This window comes from Algoriphagus iocasae (genome assembly GCF_014206875.1).
Taxonomy (GTDB): Bacteria; Bacteroidota; Bacteroidia; order Cytophagales; family Cyclobacteriaceae; genus Algoriphagus; species Algoriphagus iocasae.
This window is the reverse complement of sequence record NZ_JACIJO010000001.1, coordinates 728,803-750,204: the sequence shown is the minus strand read 5'-3', so window position 1 is coordinate 750,204 and position 21,402 is coordinate 728,803. Positions and strand designations below refer to the sequence as shown.

The following is a 21,402-nucleotide window of genomic DNA, read 5'->3' as shown; positions in this document are numbered from 1 at the left end:
ATCTCCTTTTCAAAAACTCTAAATAAGGTCCAATTCCATCTTGACATCACATCGGCAATACTTTCCAGCTTCAGGAACTGACTCTTTAAAACCCAGTTTTTTATAAATATGTAAAGCTGATTGTAGCTTTGTACTGCTGTAGAGCACTAGCTTCTTTCCTCCCATTTCCTTGGCTTTTTCTATAATGGCTTTGCCTAAAAGCATCCCCACTCCTTTTCCCTGAGCGACAGGTTTCACACCCATCTTTACCATTTCAAAAACACCTTCTTCTGCTTTAGCAAGTCCAACAGTCCCTACAATTTCATCTCCCATTTTTGCAAAAATAATATCTCCTCCTGGATGGATAATTGCTTTTTCTGGAGACTCCAGTTGCTCCAGATCAAAGGGTTCCAGCGTAAAATAATCCTCCACCCAAGCTTTGGTGATTGACACAAAATCAGGTTTATAATCAGAAGAATAAGGGATAATCTGAAGATCACTCATGGAAATAGGTTTTAAACAGGCTGTAAAAGTAATCAGAATCGATTAGCTTAGGAAGACTAAACATCAACCAACGCATGAATTTGAAACAAATAATTTTAGGATTGGCACTAGCCGTTTGCCTTCCTTTTATGGTTCAGGCGCAAAGCCCTGAAGCAAAGATCAAAGAATTAGGGATCACTCTTCCTGAAGTTGGCCAACCAATGGGCACCTATGTCAAATGGAGGCAAGTGGGAAATGTCATTTATCTGGCTGGTAATGGGCCTGATGTTTTTGGAAAAGTAGGTGCAGATCTCACCGTGGAAGAAGGATATCAAGCCGCAAGAGAAACTGGAATCGAAATCCTGGCAGTGCTCAAAGCAGCTACCGGAGGTGATTTAAGCCGTATTAAACAATTTGTAAAAGTTTTGGGAATGGTGAATTCTGCCCCGGACTTCACTAAGCATCCAGCCGTCATCAACGGTTTTTCTGACTTGATGGTCGAAGTTTTTGGTGAGGCAGGAAAACATGCTAGATCAGCAGTAGGAGTTGCTGCTTTACCAAACGACATTGCCGTTGAAATCGAGGTAATCGTTGAACTGAAAGATTAAGCTCAAAACAAGCTTTTCTGGACAGGAAAACCTTCTAACTCCAGTAAAGCTTGTTTTCTTTCCAAGCCTCCTGCATAGCCGGTCAACTGCCCATTGGTACCGATAATTCGATGGCAAGGCACAATCACTAAAATCGGATTTGCACCAATGGCAGCACCGACAGCTCGGATTGCAGCTACATTTCCAAGCTTTTGCGATAGCTTCATGTAGGTGGTCGTCTGTCCAAAAGGAATCTGGTTCACAGCTTCCCACACACTTTTTTGAAAGTCAGTTCCTTTTAATTCCAGTGGCAGATCAAAGGAATTCCTTTTACCAGAAAAATAGTCATCCAATTGATTTTTCACCTCTTTGGCAATTCCTTGTATAGATTCTTCACTCAAAGGATCTTGGGTAAATTGAAGTCGAGTGAGTTTTTCATCTTGAATCTCCAAAAGAACATTTCCTAAGGAGGTCGCTATTATCGGCATGGATTAAAAGATTTTAAGTAAGGTTATCTATTTCTATTGTATTTCGTCGAACGAAGTGAGACTTATTTCCATTGTTTTTCAAACCTATCAACTCATCGCCAAGCGATATTTCCAGATTTCCCGGACTTGCTCGATTTCCACTTCGAATGGAGGATAAATCGGATTAGCCGAGCAAAGCAACAACTTCTGCTCTGATTGAATGCGGTTGTAGGCCAATTTGAAAGTTACTCCATCCTGCTCGGTGACGATGACATATCGCTCTCCATCCTTCACTGCCAACCAATCATCCACATACTCACAGACAATCCATGCTCCGTCCGGTATCGGCAACATGGAATCTCCATCCACCTGAAATACCCGGTGTTTTTTATCTGTTGGTAAGAATGGTAAAGCAAACCTTGGCAACTCAGAAATATATTCTGGATCAGCAAAGCCCGCCAGATAACTCGCTTTGGCGCGTTGCGAAACCACTTCTATCAACTCTCTCCCCTGTTCATCCACTGTCGTGGCCAAAATCCGCAACTTTCTCCCTCGCAGAAATTGATCTGTTTCCAGGAGTTCACGCAGTTTATATTCCGAATAAGATGTCAGATCCTCTCGAAGCAGAATATCCAAAGACACACCCAGCGCATCCGACAATTTCACTAAGGTGTCTAGCGGTGGGTTGACACTGGATTCATATCCAGCCAGCTTAGACCTCGATATGCCCAATGTAGAAGCCAGTACCTCTTGGGTGAGATTTTTCTTTTTCCGGAGGAATTTAATATTGGTGTTTAGAGTCATTTTTTGTCTTTTTATTAAAAAAGATAGCTCTTCGAGCAGATAGAAATAAGATAGCCTAAAGGCAGATAATTCAAGATAGAACTTAAGCCAGATTTCAGGCTGAGCACTTGAGAGACGAGAGTCTCGAAATCGAAGCCTAGTCCTCGACTCCGCTCGGACTGACCGAAAGCTATCTTAGGAAGCTAAGTTGATTATAGCTTACGAAGCCTATCCCACCGAAGGCTTATCTCAGGAGCGAAGCGACCTATCTTCGCGAAGCATATCTTATCAATAAAAGATAGCCCTGTGGCAGATAAGTAAGATAGCTTAAAGGCAGATAACTTTTAATTAAACTTGCTTTTTTGCATCATAACTTGTTTTGATTTGCCTATTCAGTTTGATCTGTAAATTCTTCGAGATAGAATAGATTTCTTCAAATTCTTCCTGCAAAACTATCTTACGCTCAAGACCTAAATCAATCCAATGTTCAACACTTTCCGAAAGTGATGCTCTAGCTATATAATAAAATTTTATCCTGTCCAAGAAATGAAACCTTGCATATCCCTCAGCAATATTTGCTCCCACTGAATCAATGGAACTTATCATTTGATCTCCCCAGTTTTTCCGAAGATGATAATCTAAACGTTGGTAAATGTTCCATGCTTTAGAAGACAATTTTCTTGATAGCTGATAAATATCGAGTTCCTTTAGAGGAATATATTTTGACTTTGATTCCATAGCTAATACTCATTAATAAGAAAACCCAATTTATCTTGCGAAGCCTATCTTCCTCTATCTCGCCGCAGGCATATCTCGCGAAGCTTATCTTTCTCCATACGTCAACCCTCGTCAATCCTTAACTATCCATTCCCAAATATAAAAATTTTGTTTAAATTATAAACATTAAAATGTTAATATAATTAACAAAAGAAATGGAAGCGAAGAGAAGTATCGTACACATGGATTTGGACTCCTATTTTGTGTCGGTAGAGCGGTTATTTGACAGCAGGCTCAACGGAAAGCCTATCCTAATCGGAGGTTCGGGAGATCGTGGCGTGGTGGCTTCTTGCAGTTACGAGGCGAGGAAGTTTGGAGTGCACTCAGCCATGCCCATGCGAACAGCCAGACAACTTTGCCCCGAGGCATTGATTATCCGGGGAGATTTTGAAAAATATAGTCAAAAATCCCACGAGGTTACCGAGATCATCCGGGAGGAAGTTCCTCTATTTGAAAAATCATCGATTGACGAGTTCTACATCGATCTGACGGGAATGGATCGCTTTTTCGGTTGCTTTAAGCTTTCGCAGCAGATCCGACAGCGCATCATCAAAGAAACCGGACTGCCCATTTCTCTGGGACTCTCAGAAAATAAAACCGTCTCCAAAGTCGCTACCGGTGAAGCCAAACCCAATAATGAAAAGCAGATTCTATTCGGAGAGGAAAAGCCTTTTCTAGCCCCTCTTTCCGTGCGAAAAATCCCGATGATCGGAGAAAAAACATCTCAGACGCTTTACAACATGGGCGTCAAAAAAGTTCAGACGCTGCAGCAAATGCCCGCCGAACTCCTGCAGGCTACTTTCGGAAAAAATGGGAATATGATCTGGGAAAAAGCCAACGGAATCGATCGCTCTCCGGTCACTCCCTACTCCGAAGCCAAATCTATCTCTACCGAAAACACCTTTGAACAGGATACCATCGATGTGAAAATGCTGGAAGCTACACTGGTGGCCATGTGCGAGCAACTCACAGGAAAACTTCGTCAAAACCTGCAATTGACGGCCTGCGTGAGTGTAAAGATCCGCTATTCGGATTTTGATACCCACACCATGCAGCAGCGTATCCCCTACACCTCGGCGGATCATACGCTGATTCCTCTGGTCAAAGAACTCTTCCGAAAGCTTTACAACCGACGTATCCTCATCCGTCTGATCGGCGTGCGCTTCAGTTCGCTGGTTTATGGCAACTACCAGATCAAACTCTTCGAAGACACCCAGGAGCAGATCAACCTCTACCAGGCCATGGATAAAATCAATGGAAAGTTTGGAGAAAAAACTGTCTGCAGAGCCGTAGGAATGAGCGTAGGAAGAAGGAGCTTTAATCCTTTTAATGGGATGGCTGTTTAATATAAAGAGTATTTGAAATTCTATTTTCCATATCCGATATTGCTCCAAATCCACATAGCTTGAAAACAACTCAGCATCTCTTCACCTCCCCTCGCCTAGGCTTTCGAACCTGGCAAGATTCTGACCTCGATGTGTTCAGCGCCATGAATTCCGACCCGGAAACCATGAAATACTTTGAAAAGCCTCTGTCCAAAGACGAGTCAAAAGCGATGATGGAGCGAATGAATAGCATGTTTAAAGATAAAGGCTATTGTTATTTCGCAGTCGAACTTCTAGAAACCGGCGAACTCCTAGGAATGATCGGAATGGGATGGAAAACTTTCGAAGCAGAGTTCACCCCTTGCGTGGATATAGGTTGGAGAATCCGGAAAGAATTTTGGAACAGAGGCTATTCCACAGAAGGTGCCAGCCGATGTCTGGACTTTGCCAAAGAGCTAGGAATTCAGAAAGTCTTATCCCTAGCTTCCTCAGACAACAAAGCATCTATTCGTGTCATGCAAAAAATCGGAATGGAATATTGGTTGGACTTCGATCATCCAGATTTAAAAAAATCAAAGCATCTGAATCCTTGTAGTTTATATCAAATAATACTTTGAAACACCATAGAAATAAACCTCCCTTCGGTCGGTGAAATACTGTCTACGTTTTATTTCGCAGAAAGTATATCCCTCACAGCATATCTAAGGAACGGAGTGACCCTATCTCAGCGAGGCTGTATTTCGCGTAGCCTATCTCAGAAGCAAAGCGACTTTATCTCAGGAGCATAGCGACCCTATCTCGCCGGCTGCCTTCCGAAGGGAGGAAGGCATATCTCGCGTAGCATATCTCAGGAACGAAGTGACCCTATGTCAGCGAAGCTATATTTCGCGTAGCCTATCTTGGGAGCGAAGCGACTCTATTTCGCCACAGGCCTATTTCAACTTTAAACAAAAAAAAGATGCCATCTCCAAAGGAAATGACATCTCGCCACCCAACCCAACTAATAATTATGCTAAGAAAAGTGATGCAATTCCGAGAACCTGGTCTTTGCTCAATGGCTCATCCCAAGCTTCAGAAACCGCAGCCGCATCGATGCCTGTCAATGCAGTCACATCTACTCCACCATGGCTAACATTTTCCTCTCCCGCATAAATCGCCTGAGTGGCTGCTGGAAGGGATCCTATCGATCCATTGGTGATCCAACCTTTCACTGTATCCTGACCTTTTTTGGTCCTTAATCTTCTGACCATAGACGCATGTCTCGCTTCCACAGAGTGAATGGAAAGTGCCGCTGTCAAAACTACATCAGACTCCATCACATTCCCTGCTTGTCCTTTGTAAGCTCTTACACCGGTATCTTCAAATGCCTGTGCAAGTGCCAAGAACGTAGGGTAATCCATAAATGGAGAGAAGTTTCCTCCTGCTGTAAAGTCAAACTCTGGTTCTGCTACTGGCATACCGCCTAGTACATTTCCGATCACCTCAGTGAGGAAGTTGACGTGAGCCAACTCGTGATCACGAATTTTGGTGAAAATGTTCAGGTCTGCTCCTTCGATCACTCCTGACTCTACACCGGTCTGATAATATCTATATTCTAAATGCTCCAGTGTCAGCGCGTAATTCAATACGCCAATCAGGCTTTCTGTATCTGCTTTAGCCACTTTTGGCAAAGCTGTCAAAACACCCAGTGGCACTGCAGCCATCGCTACTTTCTTACTGAGATCTCCAAACTGGCGAAAGGCCTCTCTTCTGGAGAAAAACATATCTTTTTCTTCCGGACTATTTGTGTCCGGACACATCGTATCGAGCAATTTTAATAAGTTCATTTCTTCTTGTGGTTAAGGTGAATATTAGCTTGGCAACTGACTGAAGTCAATCGGTGTCTTCACGTAAGTAGACGCTGCTGTCAATACATCAGTAAAATTCAGTGTACGTTCTAGACCGTTTGCATCAATCAGATCATCTCCTGCGAAATCATCTGAACCTGGATTGATCAAATCACGGATAGCTGCCGCATGTCTCGCTTCAACAGAAACAATTTTACCCGCTATCACTAAGTAATCAACATTTTCGATAAACTGACCTGCACCATTATATGCTGCAACACCAAGATCTTCAAAGGTTTTGGCTGCTCCCAAAACGGATGTTCTGCTATTGAAGTCAATGGAGCTGAAATCAACTTCCAAATCTGCAATGGCAGCACTTCCTAAAGCTGCTTTGAAGAATTCTCTGTGAGCACGCTCATGCTTCTCCAAGTCACCCATAATGGTTTTTTCTTCTGCACTCGCATTTGCGAAATATCCTCCAGTTAATACTGTGGCATAAAATGCTGCTTCCAGCTGCTCCAATGCATAAGCATAATTCAAAATTCCGATATCTCCAGAACCAAGGCTCACACCTTCCATCATAGGAGGCATCATATCGTCATCGTCATTACAGCCCATTAGAAGCAACCCTGCTCCTGCTACTGACATCGTACCAAACTTTAGGAAATTCCTTCTGTTGGTATTTGTCACAAGTCCTTTAGGCTTGATTAATTCATTTTTCATTTTAATTGTGTTTAGGTTAATAATCCGGTTTTGTTTTCCATGGAAAAAAATGAAACCATTGACCAAAACAGATTCGGTCGGATGATTTGGAAAGAATTACGAAGTAGAAGGGCTAACTGGATTGAGTGGTAACAAAAAATTGGTTTTACCTGGCAGATTCGAAAAAAATATATCTCAATAAAATACCAACAACACTTTTAAATAATACAATCAATTCTTTAACTCAATTCATATTTAACTGAAAAACAGTTAGTTGTTTTTCGAAGCCTTCCAAACATCACTAATTTTTATCAATTAAAATTTTTCAATAAAAAATTCGAAAAAACCATGAAAAATTATTTTGAAGGTTCGCTTTGAGGGCTTGCTATGCTGCTCACATTAACCATTTTCATATCAAGCAATTTCTTTGATGAAAGTAAAATGGATCATTAATTAGCCTAATTGGTAGCAGTGCCAATTAGGCCCATGATCAATTAAAAATGAAATAAGAAGAACTTTTGGACCGATATCCAAAAATTGAAGATTATGATTTTTGGTGCCGGTGAAATTTCGAATAATGAGATTTAACTTGCCTTACATTTAAATAGTACTAATTCTTCTCTAAAGAAATTTAAATTTTTTTGAGCAAACAAAGACATACAAACCTATTATTCAATAAATTAAGCCTTAATTGAGAAAATATTTTTCAGCGAGGGATTTTTTTAAATTTATCCCAAGTAAATTATCTTTCCGTTTTAAAACTGTTTAGTCCTAACAATTACCCAGATTCAATGCCCAATTTTATTTTATTGATTTCCCTGATTTGGGCTTTTATCCCATTGCAGCAGGAAACTTCTACTAAAATGGAATCTGAGGTAATTTTAGATTCTCTGATCCAAAAAAGCGAGCAGTATCTCTATGTGGAATGGGATAGCGCTTTCGCTTATCTGACCAAAGCTGATTCTGTTGCGCGCCTAATCGAAGACGAAAACAAAACTGGGAAAATCGCTAATTTATTCGGGACACTCTATTATGTGGAAGGTGATTATGTAGAATCGATCAAGTATTATTCCCTTGCTTCTGAAATTTTTAAAAATACTCAAGATGAATCAGGTTTAAGCTATGCACTAAATGGACGTGGTCTGATTTATTTAAGTCAAAATGAGCTGGAAAAAGCAATTGAAATCTTTAATCGATGTATCGAAATCAATAAAAAACTCGGCGACAGTTACGGTGTTGGAAGAAATTATTTCAATCGAAGTATCGGTGAGTCTGATCTAGGTCAGTTTGACAAAGCACATCAATCCATTGACTTGGCTCTGGAATACTTAAAAGACCATCAGGACAGGGTAATCTATACCATGACTTTAAACAGAGCCGGTAAAATCTATTTTGACGAAGGAAAGCTTGAAGAATCTGAGAAATATTATAATCGTGTTTTAAATTATCCCGGACAACTCACCAATTGGGCAAATGCATTTGCATATACCGGATTGAGCGAAATCCAACTCGAAAAAGGGAATCTCAGAAAGGCTGTAGATTTTGGTGAGACTGCCAAAACTTACGTGTCTAAAACGAGAGGATATTGGGATAAAGGAAGGCTTTCAAATGCGTTGATGAGAGCTTATGAGAAAACAAATCAATTTGATAAAGCATTAGAAAACTCCAAACTATATAAAGCCTATTCGGACAGCTTATATAATGAAAATAAAAATGCTGAAATCAGTTACTTACAGCTTCTTTTAGCCAATGCTGAAAATCAGGATTTGCTACAAAAGAAAGAACTTGCCGAAAGCAGCGCCAATTTCAATAAACGCTTCACCATTATTCTGATAATCGCCTTGATCGGGTTGATTATTGGCTTCATTCTGTATGGAAGAGTCATCAAACAGAAAGAAAAAATAAATCAGGTTCTTTTGGAGAAACAAAAGGAAATCCAGATCCAAAACGAAAAACTAGAGGCTATTAATAAAGAAAAAAACAAATTGTTTTCCATTCTCTCTCATGACCTCAAAACCCCTATTAATTCGGTCAAAGAACTCTTGGAACTGGAAGAAAATGGATTTCTAGATGAAGAAGAACAAAAAACCGCGAGAAAACTTCTTCTTAAACAAGTCTCGGATACCGATGAAATGATCCGAAAACTTCTTGGATGGTCTCATGCACAGCTCGACGGAATTATCACCAAAAGAACTCCAACAGATCTGGTAGAAATTATTAAAGAACAAATCAGCCAGTTGGATTATCAGACAGTTTCTAAAAATATTACCATCGATTTTTCATCCCTGATCGATCATCTCACGGTAAATGTAGACCCGCAACAAGTACAGATCATTTTACAAAACTGCCTTCAAAACGCAATCAAATTCTCAAACCCCAACAGTAAGATAACTTTATGGAATTCTGAGAATGAAAAGGATGGATTCATCAACCTTCATATCAAAGATCAAGGCATCGGGATTTCTGAAGAGAAAATAGAAGAAATTTACTCCCGTGTAGTCCGTGTCAAATCAACTGAAGGCACTCAGAAAGAAAAAGGAACAGGTTTGGGACTGCTTTTGGTAAGACAGTTTATGGAAAAAAACAACGGGCACTTCCTTATCAAAAGCGAACCCAACGAAGGGACAGAAATCATTCTTAGCTTTGAGAAAACCAATTCCTGACACAAGAAATAATTCCCGAATTATCATATTTCCCCTTTCCGATCATGAAAAAACTTTTTCTCCTTTCCCTTATTTCACTTATCGCTTTCCCTCTTTTTTCTCAGCAAATTTCCACCCGCGAAATGGATAGGATCAACTGGATGGAATTTGCGGATTTTGTCCCTGAAAAAATCAATACCATTTTACTACCTACCGGTACTTTGGAACCACACGGCGTAGTCAATAATGGCGCAGACAATACAGCTCCTTCAGCTATGGCAATGGATATGGCAGATGAATTGAATGCCATGATCGCTCCTACCCTGAACTACGGGATCACCGGAAGTATGGCAGCTTATCCTGGAGCCTTTCAGATTACGGAAGAAGCCTACGCACCTTTTATCCGTGACATTCTAAAAGGCCTTGCCAAAAACGGATTCAAAAACATCATCATTCTCAATGGTCATGGTGGCGGACAAACTGCCGTTTTACAAAAAGTTGCCGGAGATATTGCCAATGAATTGGGCGTGCGAACTTTAGTAATCAACTGGTGGTCTTATGCCTCTGATGTAACGATGGAGGTTTTCAAAGAAGATGGAGGACATGCCGGACTTAATGAAACCGCTTACATTCAAGCCATTGACCCTACATTGGTTCATAAAGAAAAATATGATCCAGATATGGCTACTGCGTATCCCGAAAAAGGAACCTACTCCGCTGTTCCTTTCCCTTCCAGCATTGGTTTGTATCAGGCAGGTCAGGGCTATCCAAACTTTGATGAATCGCAAGCCAAAGAATACTTCCAGAAAGTCAATGCTAAAGTAGCGGCATTGATCAAAGAAACAATCCGAAAATGGGATATGGCGGGGTTATGAGATTTGTGATTTACAAAATACATCCCGATTATTTTCGGGATACGAGGTCCCGAAGACCTCTACCATTTTTCCATAAATTTCAGTACAATGTCTTATCATTCCAACCTAAACTTTCACAATGTAAACTCAGAAAATTTCCAGCCTGGTGAATATGAAGGTTGCAGTTTTTCCCAATGCAATTTTGCAGGGATGAATCTTCAGGGTTTTAGTTTCGAGGATTGCAGTTTTACCAATTGTGACCTCAGTAATTGCAAAGTTCCAGGAGTTTCTTTCCGAGGGGTTACTTTTGAAAGCTGCAAAATGCTGGGGATCCACTTCCAAAGCTGTAACCCATTTTTGATCGAGTTCACCTTCAAAAACTGTCAACTCGACTATTGCGGTTTTTACAATCTCCAATTAAAAAAGACCGTTTTTTCCTCTTGTCGAATGCTGGAAGCAGACTTCACGATGGCAAATCTGACTGCAAGCAGTTTCGTCGGTTCCGAACTGAGCGGAGCTGTATTTGACCAGACGGTTTTAGAAAAAGCAGATTTCCGGGAAGCACAAAATTACCGCATTGATCCAGAGCTCAACCGCATCAAAGGCGCTAGATTTGATCTGGATGGGCTTCCGGGATTGCTTGGGAAGTATGGGATTAAGATTGGATGATAAAACCACTTTGACCGAAGTCAAAAGCTTCCAATATTTTCGTATTTTAGTTTAGGCCTACGATTTACTCTGAAAATGGCTTTCGGTTTTTCTTCTATAGTAATGATCATTTACCAATTCATATTCATGTAGAAAAGTCTCGCAAAACGGCTAAATTTCTTCTTGAACCAGTAGAATTAAGTTCTTCGAGGAACTTTAAAGCATCGGAATCACGAGAAATCCGTATCATTATTAACTCAAAGATTGAATTCTTTAAAGAAAAATGGAATGAATACTTTAACTAAATTAAAATCAAATCTAGCTTCCGATCTTAGTTTTACGATCGACAAGATGACCATTTATATGGAAGATGGAAGGGAGATAAGTATTCCTTTAGAATGGTTCCCGAAACTTCGATCAGCTTCGCTTGAACAATTGAATAATTGGAGATTCATCGGAGGAGGAGAAGGTATTCATTGGGAAGATTTAGATGAAGATTTGTTAGTGAGTGAATTGATATCTTAACCGCGCTAATAAACCATGTCGACCGAAGTCAAAAGCTTCGGTTTTATTTTGGTATTGTGGTTTAAAATGGCACCCAGTAAAACAATTCTTTTTTTCTTAGTTTAGCTTCACTTCTAATAATAGCCGATTACTCTTGAATAACGTATATTTGGGTAAACACCAGTTTAAATGAAAGTATTATTAGACATAGAGGATCAAAAAGCTGATTTTATCATGGAGCTCTTGAAAAATTTCAAGTTTGTCAAAGCGGAGCCTATATCTTCCTATAAGGCAAATGTCTATAAAAACATAAAACGCTCTGTGGAAGAATTGAATCTTGTCCAAGAAGGTAAAATCAAAACTATCTCCGGAAAAGATTTATTGGATGAATTATGAAGTAGCCGCCATTCCTAATTTTGGGAAAGAGCTAAAAAAATTGGCGAAAAAGTACCCTTCTTTAAAAGAAGATTTTTCAAACCTTATTTAAACACTGCAGACAAATCCTTTTCAGGGAACACCTCTAGGTAAAAACTGTTTTAAAATCCGAATGATCATTTCTTCCAAAAGAAAAGGGAAGTCTGGAGGAGCAAGAGTTATTACTTTTGTTAAAATTACCGAGACAACGGTCTATTTACTTTCGGTCTATGATAAATCAGATAAAGAAACGATCAAGGATAGCGAATTGAAAGAACTTCTAAGTCAGATTAATTTGTAGTTTTCTAATCTCAATTTCACAGGAAATTATTTTTCCATTTTTAGTCATATTATACTTTATATATATCCGCTTTCTTACCAGTCCTCAAAGAAAAAAGTGTTTGAAGTGTCTTTCAAAGTGCTGTAGGCAGTGGACTGTCATCGGTGGACGATTATCCGCGATTTTCTAAACTCAACCTTTAACTACTGGCTCATTGCGGATAATCATTTTATACTTTTAATGAAAAACTCGGAATCTTCCAAATCCGCAAAATTTCAATTTTTAATACTTCTGATAGGAGTGGTGATTTCAATTATGATTTTCTTACTAAAGTATTTGTAAGTAGGAATTCTGACAATTCTTTACATCCTCTTGCTTTCCAGCTTACATTTTGACTACATTATAAACATTAAAATGTTAATATAATTGACATTTTTAAAAGAAGTAGACTTGAAATACAGTGGAAATAAACCTCCCTGTGGTCGGTGAAATACTATAAAATTCAGAAAGCTAAAGTCTGAAATCTGAAAAAAGATAGCTCTAAGAGTAGATAGTCCAAGATAGCCTAAAAGCAGATATCTCATCCGATGGATGTATCTCGGGAGCGAAGCGACTATATCTTATTAAAAACCATGTTTATCAACTGTCATTCTCACTTCAGCTTTAAGTACGGCACCCTATCCGTAGATGCCCTCATCGAGGAGGCGAAGAGCAAGCGATTGGATGCCTTTGCTCTGACAGATATCAATTGTACCGCAGGAGTATTTCCATTTATCCGGGCTGCGCAAAGAGTTGGGATTCACCCCGTGATCGGCATAGATTTCAGAAATGGAAGTCAGCAGCAATACATCGGATTGGCCAGAAACCAAGAAGGTTTCTTCGAACTCAACAGCCATCTTTCCGATCATTTGGTTCATAAAAAACCATTCGGAAAGCGAGCTCCGGCTTTTGATCACAGCTTTATCATCTATCCCCTACCGGATCGTTTTTTTACCCTTCGGGAAAATGAATACATCGGCGTCCATCCCACCCAACTCAATCGTCTGATCTCCTCACCCTGGTTTCGTATGAAAGACCGCCTGGTCATGCTCCAACCTGTGACTTTCACTTCCAAAATTGATTTTAATGCCCATCGACTCTTGCGAAGCATAGACTTGAACACGCTACTGAGCAAACTCCCTACGGAAGAACAAGGCGATCCCAGCGATCGATTCTACAGCTATGCTGATTCGGTGGCACGCTGCGAAAACCACAGCTACCTAGTCGCCAATGCCCAGAAATTACTGGAACATTGCCAGTTTTCCTTCTACTTCCAAGCCGTCAAAAACAAACGAGATGTCTTAGGTTCAGACTGGGAAGACTATGATTACCTGCGTCAGGAAACTTTCAAGGGAGCACTTTCCCGCTATCCAAACTTGACTTCCGAGATTTCCCAACGTATAGAGAAGGAACTAGAACTCATCCAGCAAAAGGCCTTTACCTCCTACTTCCTGATCAATTACGACATCGTAACCTTTGCGCAGCAGCGCAACTTCTACCATGTGGGCCGTGGATCCGGTGCCAATAGCATCGTCGCCTATTGCCTGGGCATCACCGATGTGGACCCCATCGAACTGGACTTGTATTTCGAGCGATTTATCAATCTCTATCGTGAAAACCCGCCAGACTTTGACATAGACTTTTCCTGGAAAGACCGGGATGAAGTCACCGATTATATTTTCCGGAAATACAACCAGGGCAAGCAGGAACATGTCTCACTTTTGGCAGCTTATAGCACCTTCCAGTACAACTCTGTCTTCCGTGAACTCGGAAAAGTCTTTGGCTTACCCAAAAGCGACATTGAGTCTCTGATTCATTTTGCTGATAAGCCTTATTTCGAACCGGATCAATTTGGCAAACTCATCATCAAATACAGTCAGGTATTGCATGATATGCCCTCCCATTTGACGGTTCATGCCTGCGGAATCTTGATTTCACACAAACCCATTCATTACTATACTGCGACGGAAATGCCTCCCAAAGGCTTCCCACTTTCACACATCGACATGCATGTAGCCGAAGACATCGGACTGCATAAGTTTGACATTCTGAGCCAGCGAGGCTTGGGGCATATCAAAAGTGCAATCGAGATCATCTACCAAAACCAAGGGGTAAAAGTAGACATCCGTAAAGTGGAGCAATTCAAAAAAGATCAAAGAATCAAAGAACATCTCCGGGATGGGCATACCATCGGTGCCTTCTATGTGGAATCTCCTGCCATGCGCATGCTGCTGGCAAAGATGAAAGCTGATGAATACCTGGAACTCGTCGCTGCCAGCTCCATCATCCGTCCGGGAGTGGCGAGATCAGGAATGATGCGTGAATACATTTTGCGCCATGTGGATGAGGAGCGACGCAAAATCGCTCATCCTGTTCTCGCCGATATCATGCCCGAAACCTATGGCATTATGGTCTATCAGGAAGATGTAATCAAAGTGGCGCATTACTTCGCCGGTTTGAGTCTGGGAGAAGCCGATGTACTACGAAGAGGCATGAGTGGAAAATCCCGCTCCAAAGATGAATTCCAACGGGTGAAAGACCGCTTCTTCAGCAACTGTCGGGAAAAGGGACATGACGATAAAATCGCCGGGGAAGTCTGGCATCAGATCGAAAGCTTTGCTGGATATTCCTTTGCGAAGGGACATTCCGCTTCCTTTGCTGTGGAGAGTTACCAAAGTCTTTACCTCAAAGCCTATTTCCCACTGGAATTTATGGTGGGAGTGATCAACAACTTTGGAGGCTTTTATCATACTGAGTTTTATATCCACGAACTCCGAATGAACGGTGCGGACATCCAAGCTCCGCATATCAATGAAAGTGAGTATCTGACCCGAATTACCGGAATAACAGTGTATCTCGGATTCATCCATCTCAAGTATCTGGAAAAAGCTTCCGTGGAAAAAATCCTCACTGAGCGCAGACAAAACGGTCACTTCCTCGGACTGGCGGATTTCTGTGGACGTGTAGAAATCAGCCTGGAGCAACTCTTGATTTTAATTCGGATCAATTGCTTCCGATTCACAGGCAAAACCAAGCAGGAACTGCTCTGGGAAGCGCATTTCATTCTGAACAAGCGGAAAGCGATTCCCGGCCCTACTGATCTCTTTAAACAAAATACCGGATTCAACTTTCGCCAGCCTGCAGTACCCCAACTGGAAGAAATCGACATCAGACAGGAAATCGTCGACCAGATCGATATTCTGGAATTTCCGCTGGACTCCCCTTTTCACCTGATCAAAGATCAAAACATTTGTGGGATCAAAGCTGCCGAACTCAAGAGCTATCTGGGCAAGACGGTGAAGATTGTCGGCTATTTAGTGACCGTTAAATACACCCGAACAGTCAAAGGAGATGTGATGAATTTCGGTACTTTCATCGACAGGGAAGGTCACTGGATCGATACGGTTCACTTCCCTCCCGTGGTCAAAAAATATCCTTTCAAAGGTCGGGCAATCTACCTGATTGAAGGTAAAGTCACCGCCGAATTTGACTTCTACAGCATCGAAGCTAGCAAATGTGAAAGACTGGAGTATTGGAATGCGGGTGAGTGAATTTAAAATTGGAGAATGTGAAATTTAAAATGAATAAATCACAAGATATAGAAAGGCCTATGTCTGGATAATTATCTGAAGCCTCCATCGAATTATATGTCAAGACTGATCTCCCTTCCATTGCAGATCTTTAAGTGAATTGTAGAAAAAAATTTAGGAAAAAAATCAAATTAGGACAAATTACGTTATATTAAAAGACAATTTTCCCTTTCAGTCATGGCAAAAAAATCTTCCAAAGTCAAAGAGCCGGCAGTTGCCTATGAAAAGACTTCAAATCTTTCTGTATCTGATATTCTACATATTGATGATCATCCTTTGGACGAGCCTTTCGATAGATTGGAAGTATTCCGTAAAGGTTTGCCTAGAAAGTCTTTCGACAGTCTGAAAGAGCTATCCGGTATGGATTACAATACACTAGCCACTGCTTTGGGAGTCTCCTCCAAAACCTTGCAGCGAAAGGAAGTTTTTGACACGATCCAATCCGAAAAAATCTATCAACTCGCATCATTATATGCTTTAGGCATCAATTACTTTGGTAAAGAAGGCTTTAAAAGATGGATGGATCGACCACTTTTTACTTTAGGGAATAGAAAGCCCCTTGATCTGATTGACGTTTCGGAAGGAATAGACCTTCTCAAATCAGAAATCATGAAACTTCAATACGGTATTGCTATTTGAGAAGATGATTGTCTATCGAATTGCTTTGACACAATACAACGATCTCAGTGGTGAAGGAGCCAAACGCTATGGAGGACGTTGGAATAAAGTTGGGGTTCCTGCCATTTATGCTGGATCTAGTATCTCATCCTGTCTCTTAGAAAGATTGACAATAGATCCTGAATTGTTCTCATCTGAGAGATATATTCTCTACTCGATCATGGAAATTCAGATTCCGGACAAGCTCCTTCTCTACCCTGAAAAAACGGAATTACCAAAAAACTGGAACAGCCTCCCTCCCACAAAAGCCTCTCAGGAATATGGCTCTAACTTACTTCATTCAGGCCTTCTCTGTTTTGCAGTTCCTTCCGTAGTGGATCCAAGTTCAATGAATTTTGTGATCAACCCACTTTCAGAAAATTTCAACCTCATCGCATTCAAAACATATTCATTACAACTTGACCAGCGGATAGTCAGATGATTTTTCGTTAGGAAATCCACTTTTTTCCGAAGGCTAAAAGCGTATGAGATTGAAATCTAATCATCCGCTCTTCCCTATTCCTCCACAACTTTCAATTTATAATAAACCACCTGATCCTCTTCTGTTCCGAAGAAATCCTGATGTTTCAAAACTAAAATCTCTTCATTTTTGGTCAAGACTGTAGTGAAAATCAAGCCTTCAGGAACAGGAATATCATTTTGTAAAAGAGTAAAATCCAAATCAAAAACAGCCAGGTATTTCCTCTTTAGCCTTTCTATTTCCCTTCTTCCGTCTGGACTATTCCGGTCAAATTGTCTTGCTAGGTCTTTAGAAACTCCTTTGTGATAGATCACCAATAGTTTATCCCTTCCTCGATAGACCTCCTGAATAGATCCAGGAAAATCATAAGCCGTTAATTCATTATACTCTTTAGCTTTTTCAAACGAAACCCCAATTTCTGCAACTGCATCTGCCACTTGAAGATCGACTTCTTTTTTAAAAAGGACCTCACCCTCTTCCTCTTCGTAAACCCAAAATTTCAACTCATTTCTAAAATAAAGAATCCATTCCTTACCTGATTTACTAACTGTAGGAAAGGTCCAAAAATGGAAATCTCCATCGCTATAAATGGAGTTGGGAGGAAAAGACATGGTATATCGTGAGGTTTGGGAAACGGTATCAAGAACCTCCAAAATCGGAGATTGATAGATTTTTTTGAATAAATCACTCAATCCTTCGTCCCAGTCCATTTCACCCTTCTCTGGTCTTAAAAATGCCATATCCTTCCCCAAGGAATAAAAAGGATCTCCTTTAATCCCATTTACATAAAAATATTCTGAAGGCATTTTAAAACTCCAAACCCTGTTCCCTTGAAAATCATATCGATAAAACCCATTTGGAACAGCCATCAATTCAATTCCATCATTATTTAAACCTATAGGGTTTATCCATCCAGGCAAAGCATCCGGGCCATCAGTTGGGAAATTAAATGTGAAAGAAATCTCACCTCTTTCATCCAAAATCAAAACTTCTCTATCTCCATCTCCCCATGCAAGATATTGTTGACTGGAAGAATCATAATCTTGAATCCACAGATCTCCCAAATAATCAATCTGTAAGGAATCTGTGACAATGAGCCCAAATCCATCTTGTTTTACACTTTTAACACGTTTTTCAGTACAGCCATATGTTAAAGACCCAAAAAGTAAAATGATTAAAAAACCAGCTTTAAACTTATTCATCAATTAATTTCAATTTATAATAAACCACCTGATCCTCTTCCGTCCCGAAAAAGTCTTGGTTCTTCTTAGCAAGAATTTCACCCTTTTCAGTCATTGCTCTACTAAAAATCAAACCCTCTGGCACCTCTATTTCATTTTGGATCAACTTATTTTCCTCATCAAATACCGCTGCAAAAGTTTTATCATCAAGCTCTACACTAGGGTCAGAAAGGCTGTTTTTCACCAGTTCCTCTTGGATGCCCTTTTTATAAAAAACGATCGTTTTACCCTTATCTCTATATAGTTGCAAGATAGAAGCTGGTCGTTGATCGCTAGTGGTGTATTCCATGGCCACCTCAAAATTTTCCGCCCTTGGCAAGACAGCATCTTTCACTTCCAAATCAACTGTTTTTTCCAACACAATTTCATCCCCCATTTCCTTATAGACATAATATTTCAACTCATAGAAAAAATGTAAATACCATTTACTCCCCAGCTTTTGGATCTTAGGAAAAGGAAAAAAATAAAAATTCCCGTCGGAATACAAGGAAGTTTTCGGAAAATCCATGGTGTCATGCTTCTCCATAGAAACTGTGTCCAAAACCTCCAAAAATGGAGCACTGTACAAATACTTTACAAAATCTGTTACATCACGAATGCCCTCGTCCCCAAAACTCGCCGGCTTGAAATAGGCAATCTTTTCTCCTATAGAAGAAAATGCCGGATCTATGGAATTGTTATGAATGATGTATTGATAGGGCAATAAAATTGACCGTTTAAAATCCCCAACCTTTGTGACAAAATGAAAGCCGCTTACCGAACTCAAAATCTGCAACATTTCATTTCTATAAGACAGCAGGAATATCCCCTGCATTGAATTGGGTCCTTCAAAAGGAATCTTCAAGTTGGATGTGATTTCTCCTTTGGAATCGATAAACAAAAGTTCCTGATCGTTTTTGGTCACAGCAACAAATTCCTGAGAAACCGAATCATAATCTTGAATCCACAAATCACCCAGATAATCTATCTGTAAGGAATCAGTAATTTCTATTTGAAAATTCTGCTTAAAATTCGCTTCTGCTTTCTTTTCGGTACAACTAGCCTCAAGAATCAGAAGGATTAAAAATGAAAAGTATACATGCTTCATATCGTGTTTTTAAATCCAACCACAAGATAGAAGCAGAGACTTTTGCTGATTGTTAAAACACCTTAGCTTTTGTTAAAAGTTATTTTCGGCAGGCCATTAAAATTTGATTTTCAAATATCCTATCATTCTCCAAAATCATAAAAAACTCCTCGAGGTAGGAGGTAAAAACCTTAAAATCTCCTTTGCTGATCATGCTTTCATAAGAACCTACAAGCTCCCAAAGCTCTGGCTTCATTACTAAAAACTCCTGCCTGATTGCCTGCATCAAAGATTCTTCCCTACAATATCCCCGATACAATCGCTCTGTCACATGTTCGATGTCTACCAAATTACTCACCTGAGAATAAGGAGGATTTACAAGCCCTGTCATATCAAAATCATAAGCCAAAGGAACCACAGTTTTAGAATCCAGTTTTAGGATTTTCATATTGTGCTGAAACATGGTAGACCAATCTGTATTCCCAATCATCAACTGAAAAAAGTCATGTCTTACAGCTGCGGAGTCTTCGAGTAAGGTTCCGAGGATTTTTTTACCATCCAAAATCTCACCTTCAAATCGGTCAGCAACTTCATCATCATCTTCGATGAAAAAACCCATCAATTCAGTGGTTTCTCCTTTTTTATCGTCCTCATTTTCGAGATAAACCTTTACCAGTCTGGTTTGAAATGAATATTCGGTCACCGGCTCGGCAAGTTTATAGCAGACATATTCTTTGATAATATCATCGTCTGCACCATTCTGCCTGTTGCAAGGGATGACTAATTTCAGATTTCTATTTCCATCAAAAATGGTCTCTTTCGCCTGCTTCTTTTTGATTTTGACCCGAAGTGGCGGATAAAAACAATTGCTCAACCGAAAATTCCCTCTAACTCTCAAATCTATGTCCAGCGAATCCCACTCTCCAGTGTTTTCATTTTTATACTGTAAAAAGCTTTCGACATAGGTCGAATCATTGGAATCTTTTTTAATATCCTTGACAGAAAACTTCATTCGGATTTCCACAGGTTCCTGATCTGCAAACAGGTCAAATGACTCTTGCGCAAACCCTTTGGATGCCAAAAAGAAAATTGAAAAACAAAATAAAAACCCTCTTAGTAACACCTTCATAACCTTCATTTTAAAAATCCTCAAAAAACTATTTATTCATATCAAACATCTCCAATTTCACATCATCTACTCCTTTTTGATCAAATGGATTTTCCAATTGCTCCTGTACATTAAAAAGCGAAATCAGGATAAAAGAAGAAATCAAACCCAAAGAATATAGGATCCAAGAATCACTTTTCGAACCTCCTTCCAGCAACCTAAAATAGATAGAAGGAATATAGATAATTGGATATAAGTAAATGAATATCAAACAATAAGCACGAATCGAAGTAGGAGTTCTATGCTCCTTAATCGCGGCTGTATTTTCAATCGACTGCAGCACATCTCTCATAAACCCTTGAATTTTTAGGGAGGCATTGAATTTCATGGAAACTGACCTCTCTTTTATATAATCGCTGATTTTCTTTGCTTCAGCCCTTACAGTCTCAATTGGGGTCGGTTCTGGACCTAAATATTCCAACAAATACCTAGAAATATTCTCAATGATCTGCTTCAAAGCCTTCTTATCCTCCTCTCCGATTTTAGTCTGACTCTGAAGACAAATATCCACTGTGATCAAACCGGATTTGAATTTGGACAAATGCTCAATGGCTTTTTCCCTTCTTTTGAAAGCTCCACGAATCGTAAATACCAAAGGAAAAATAATGGCGATACTGATCATTGTCAGATCAAAATTATACTGGAAATTTTTCTCCAGTGTAAAATGTGTAGTCAAGGCGGTAATGGCTAAAGCCACAAAAGTTCGCCAATTAATAATGACCAGGTACTTTTCCATTCTAAAAATCCTGAGTTGATGGAATTGCCTGGAATCTCCTGTTTAAATAATTCAATTTTGAACTATAATTTTACTTAGAGAATCAAGCAATAAATTGAACAACAATAATTTACAACTCTAAAATATAGGATTTTTTTAATGTATATCCGATAG

Annotated in this window: 23 protein-coding genes; 13 read left to right on the top strand and 10 right to left on the bottom strand. The window is 39.9% G+C overall.

Annotated elements, in window-relative coordinates; genetic code table 11:
* Positions 1–18: 18 nt before the first annotated feature.
* On the bottom strand, positions 19–483 hold the full coding sequence (locus FHS59_RS03220; RefSeq protein WP_184492969.1) for a GNAT family N-acetyltransferase: 465 nt from the start codon (positions 481–483) through the stop codon (positions 19–21).
* A gap of 74 nt (positions 484–557) precedes the next feature.
* Here FHS59_RS03220 and FHS59_RS03215 point away from each other — a divergent pair, with 74 nt between their 5' ends.
* Positions 558–1,070 carry a RidA family protein gene (locus FHS59_RS03215; RefSeq protein ID WP_184492967.1) on the top strand — a complete coding sequence of 171 codons (513 nt, stop codon included), beginning with the start codon at positions 558–560 and terminating at the stop codon, positions 1,068–1,070.
* A 2-nt stretch (positions 1,071–1,072) separates the two neighbouring features.
* Here FHS59_RS03215 and FHS59_RS03210 read toward each other — a convergent pair whose 3' ends face one another.
* The 3 genes from FHS59_RS03210 to FHS59_RS03200 all read right to left on the bottom strand — a co-directional run bounded on the left by FHS59_RS03210 (position 1,073) and on the right by FHS59_RS03200 (position 3,037).
* Entirely contained in the window at positions 1,073–1,537 is a 465-nt protein-coding gene (locus tag FHS59_RS03210; protein WP_184492965.1) for a methylated-DNA--[protein]-cysteine S-methyltransferase, read from the bottom strand.
* An 87-nt stretch (positions 1,538–1,624) separates the two neighbouring features.
* A complete protein-coding gene (locus tag FHS59_RS03205) occupies positions 1,625–2,320 on the bottom strand; it encodes an XRE family transcriptional regulator (protein WP_184492963.1) in 696 nt (231 codons plus the stop codon).
* A 327-nt stretch (positions 2,321–2,647) separates the two neighbouring features.
* Positions 2,648–3,037, bottom strand: coding sequence for a four helix bundle protein (locus tag FHS59_RS03200; RefSeq protein WP_184492961.1), 390 nt, complete (start codon positions 3,035–3,037; stop codon positions 2,648–2,650).
* A 194-nt stretch (positions 3,038–3,231) separates the two neighbouring features.
* On the opposite strand from FHS59_RS03200, the gene dinB reads away from it, so the two are divergent.
* Both dinB and FHS59_RS03190 read left to right on the top strand, forming a co-directional pair.
* On the top strand, positions 3,232–4,422 hold the full coding sequence (dinB, locus tag FHS59_RS03195) for a DNA polymerase IV (RefSeq protein ID WP_184492959.1): 1,191 nt from the start codon (positions 3,232–3,234) through the stop codon (positions 4,420–4,422).
* A 59-nt stretch (positions 4,423–4,481) separates the two neighbouring features.
* Entirely contained in the window at positions 4,482–5,018 is a 537-nt protein-coding gene (locus FHS59_RS03190; protein ID WP_184492957.1) for a GNAT family N-acetyltransferase, read from the top strand.
* Between the two features lie 390 nt (positions 5,019–5,408).
* On the opposite strand, the gene FHS59_RS03185 is transcribed toward FHS59_RS03190, so the two are convergent.
* Both FHS59_RS03185 and FHS59_RS03180 read right to left on the bottom strand, forming a co-directional pair.
* Positions 5,409–6,227, bottom strand: coding sequence for a ferritin-like domain-containing protein (locus tag FHS59_RS03185; RefSeq protein ID WP_184492956.1), 819 nt, complete (start codon positions 6,225–6,227; stop codon positions 5,409–5,411).
* Between the two features lie 24 nt (positions 6,228–6,251).
* Positions 6,252–6,950, bottom strand: a complete 699-nt coding sequence (locus FHS59_RS03180) for a ferritin-like domain-containing protein (protein WP_184492955.1) — start codon at positions 6,948–6,950, stop codon at positions 6,252–6,254.
* A gap of 770 nt (positions 6,951–7,720) precedes the next feature.
* On the opposite strand from FHS59_RS03180, the gene FHS59_RS03175 reads away from it, so the two are divergent.
* From FHS59_RS03175 to FHS59_RS03130, 10 genes are all read left to right on the top strand, one after another.
* A complete protein-coding gene (locus FHS59_RS03175) occupies positions 7,721–9,592 on the top strand; it encodes a tetratricopeptide repeat-containing sensor histidine kinase (protein ID WP_184492954.1) in 1,872 nt (623 codons plus the stop codon).
* A gap of 44 nt (positions 9,593–9,636) precedes the next feature.
* Positions 9,637–10,446, top strand: a complete 810-nt coding sequence (locus tag FHS59_RS03170; RefSeq protein WP_184492953.1) for a creatininase family protein — start codon at positions 9,637–9,639, stop codon at positions 10,444–10,446.
* A gap of 87 nt (positions 10,447–10,533) precedes the next feature.
* Positions 10,534–11,094 (top strand): pentapeptide repeat-containing protein, encoded by a 561-nt coding sequence (locus FHS59_RS03165; RefSeq protein WP_184492952.1) that lies wholly within the window; start codon positions 10,534–10,536, stop codon positions 11,092–11,094.
* A 62-nt stretch (positions 11,095–11,156) separates the two neighbouring features.
* Positions 11,157–11,378: a DUF4160 domain-containing protein gene (locus FHS59_RS03160; RefSeq protein ID WP_184494476.1), complete on the top strand. Its 222-nt coding sequence runs from the start codon at positions 11,157–11,159 to the stop codon at positions 11,376–11,378.
* Positions 11,362–11,598, top strand: coding sequence for a DUF2442 domain-containing protein (locus FHS59_RS03155; RefSeq protein WP_184492951.1), 237 nt, complete (start codon positions 11,362–11,364; stop codon positions 11,596–11,598). Before FHS59_RS03160 ends, FHS59_RS03155 begins: the two co-directional genes overlap by 17 nt.
* Positions 11,599–11,766: 168 nt before the next feature.
* Positions 11,767–11,973 (top strand): hypothetical protein, encoded by a 207-nt coding sequence (locus tag FHS59_RS03150; protein WP_184492950.1) that lies wholly within the window; start codon positions 11,767–11,769, stop codon positions 11,971–11,973.
* A gap of 94 nt (positions 11,974–12,067) precedes the next feature.
* Positions 12,068–12,292: a type II toxin-antitoxin system RelE/ParE family toxin gene (locus tag FHS59_RS03145; RefSeq protein ID WP_317168176.1), complete on the top strand. Its 225-nt coding sequence runs from the start codon at positions 12,068–12,070 to the stop codon at positions 12,290–12,292.
* A 611-nt stretch (positions 12,293–12,903) separates the two neighbouring features.
* On the top strand, positions 12,904–15,861 hold the full coding sequence (locus tag FHS59_RS03140) for a DNA polymerase III subunit alpha (protein ID WP_184494475.1): 2,958 nt from the start codon (positions 12,904–12,906) through the stop codon (positions 15,859–15,861).
* Positions 15,862–16,077: 216 nt separating this feature from the next.
* Positions 16,078–16,539, top strand: a complete 462-nt coding sequence (locus tag FHS59_RS03135) for an antitoxin Xre-like helix-turn-helix domain-containing protein (RefSeq protein ID WP_184492949.1) — start codon at positions 16,078–16,080, stop codon at positions 16,537–16,539.
* Positions 16,540–16,543: 4 nt separating this feature from the next.
* A complete protein-coding gene (locus FHS59_RS03130) occupies positions 16,544–16,999 on the top strand; it encodes an RES family NAD+ phosphorylase (protein ID WP_184492948.1) in 456 nt (151 codons plus the stop codon).
* A gap of 74 nt (positions 17,000–17,073) precedes the next feature.
* Here the strand turns inward: FHS59_RS03130 and FHS59_RS03125 are convergent, their stop codons facing one another.
* The 4 genes from FHS59_RS03125 to FHS59_RS03110 all read right to left on the bottom strand — a co-directional run bounded on the left by FHS59_RS03125 (position 17,074) and on the right by FHS59_RS03110 (position 21,249).
* Entirely contained in the window at positions 17,074–18,240 is a 1,167-nt protein-coding gene (locus tag FHS59_RS03125) for a hypothetical protein (protein ID WP_184492947.1), read from the bottom strand.
* Positions 18,233–19,366 (bottom strand): hypothetical protein, encoded by a 1,134-nt coding sequence (locus FHS59_RS03120; RefSeq protein ID WP_184492946.1) that lies wholly within the window; start codon positions 19,364–19,366, stop codon positions 18,233–18,235. The genes FHS59_RS03125 and FHS59_RS03120 overlap by 8 nt, the downstream gene beginning before the upstream one ends.
* Before the next feature lie 79 nt (positions 19,367–19,445).
* A complete protein-coding gene (locus FHS59_RS03115; RefSeq protein WP_184492945.1) occupies positions 19,446–20,474 on the bottom strand; it encodes a hypothetical protein in 1,029 nt (342 codons plus the stop codon).
* A gap of 28 nt (positions 20,475–20,502) precedes the next feature.
* A complete protein-coding gene (locus FHS59_RS03110; RefSeq protein WP_184492944.1) occupies positions 20,503–21,249 on the bottom strand; it encodes a hypothetical protein in 747 nt (248 codons plus the stop codon).
* Between the last annotated feature and the right edge of the window lie 153 nt (positions 21,250–21,402).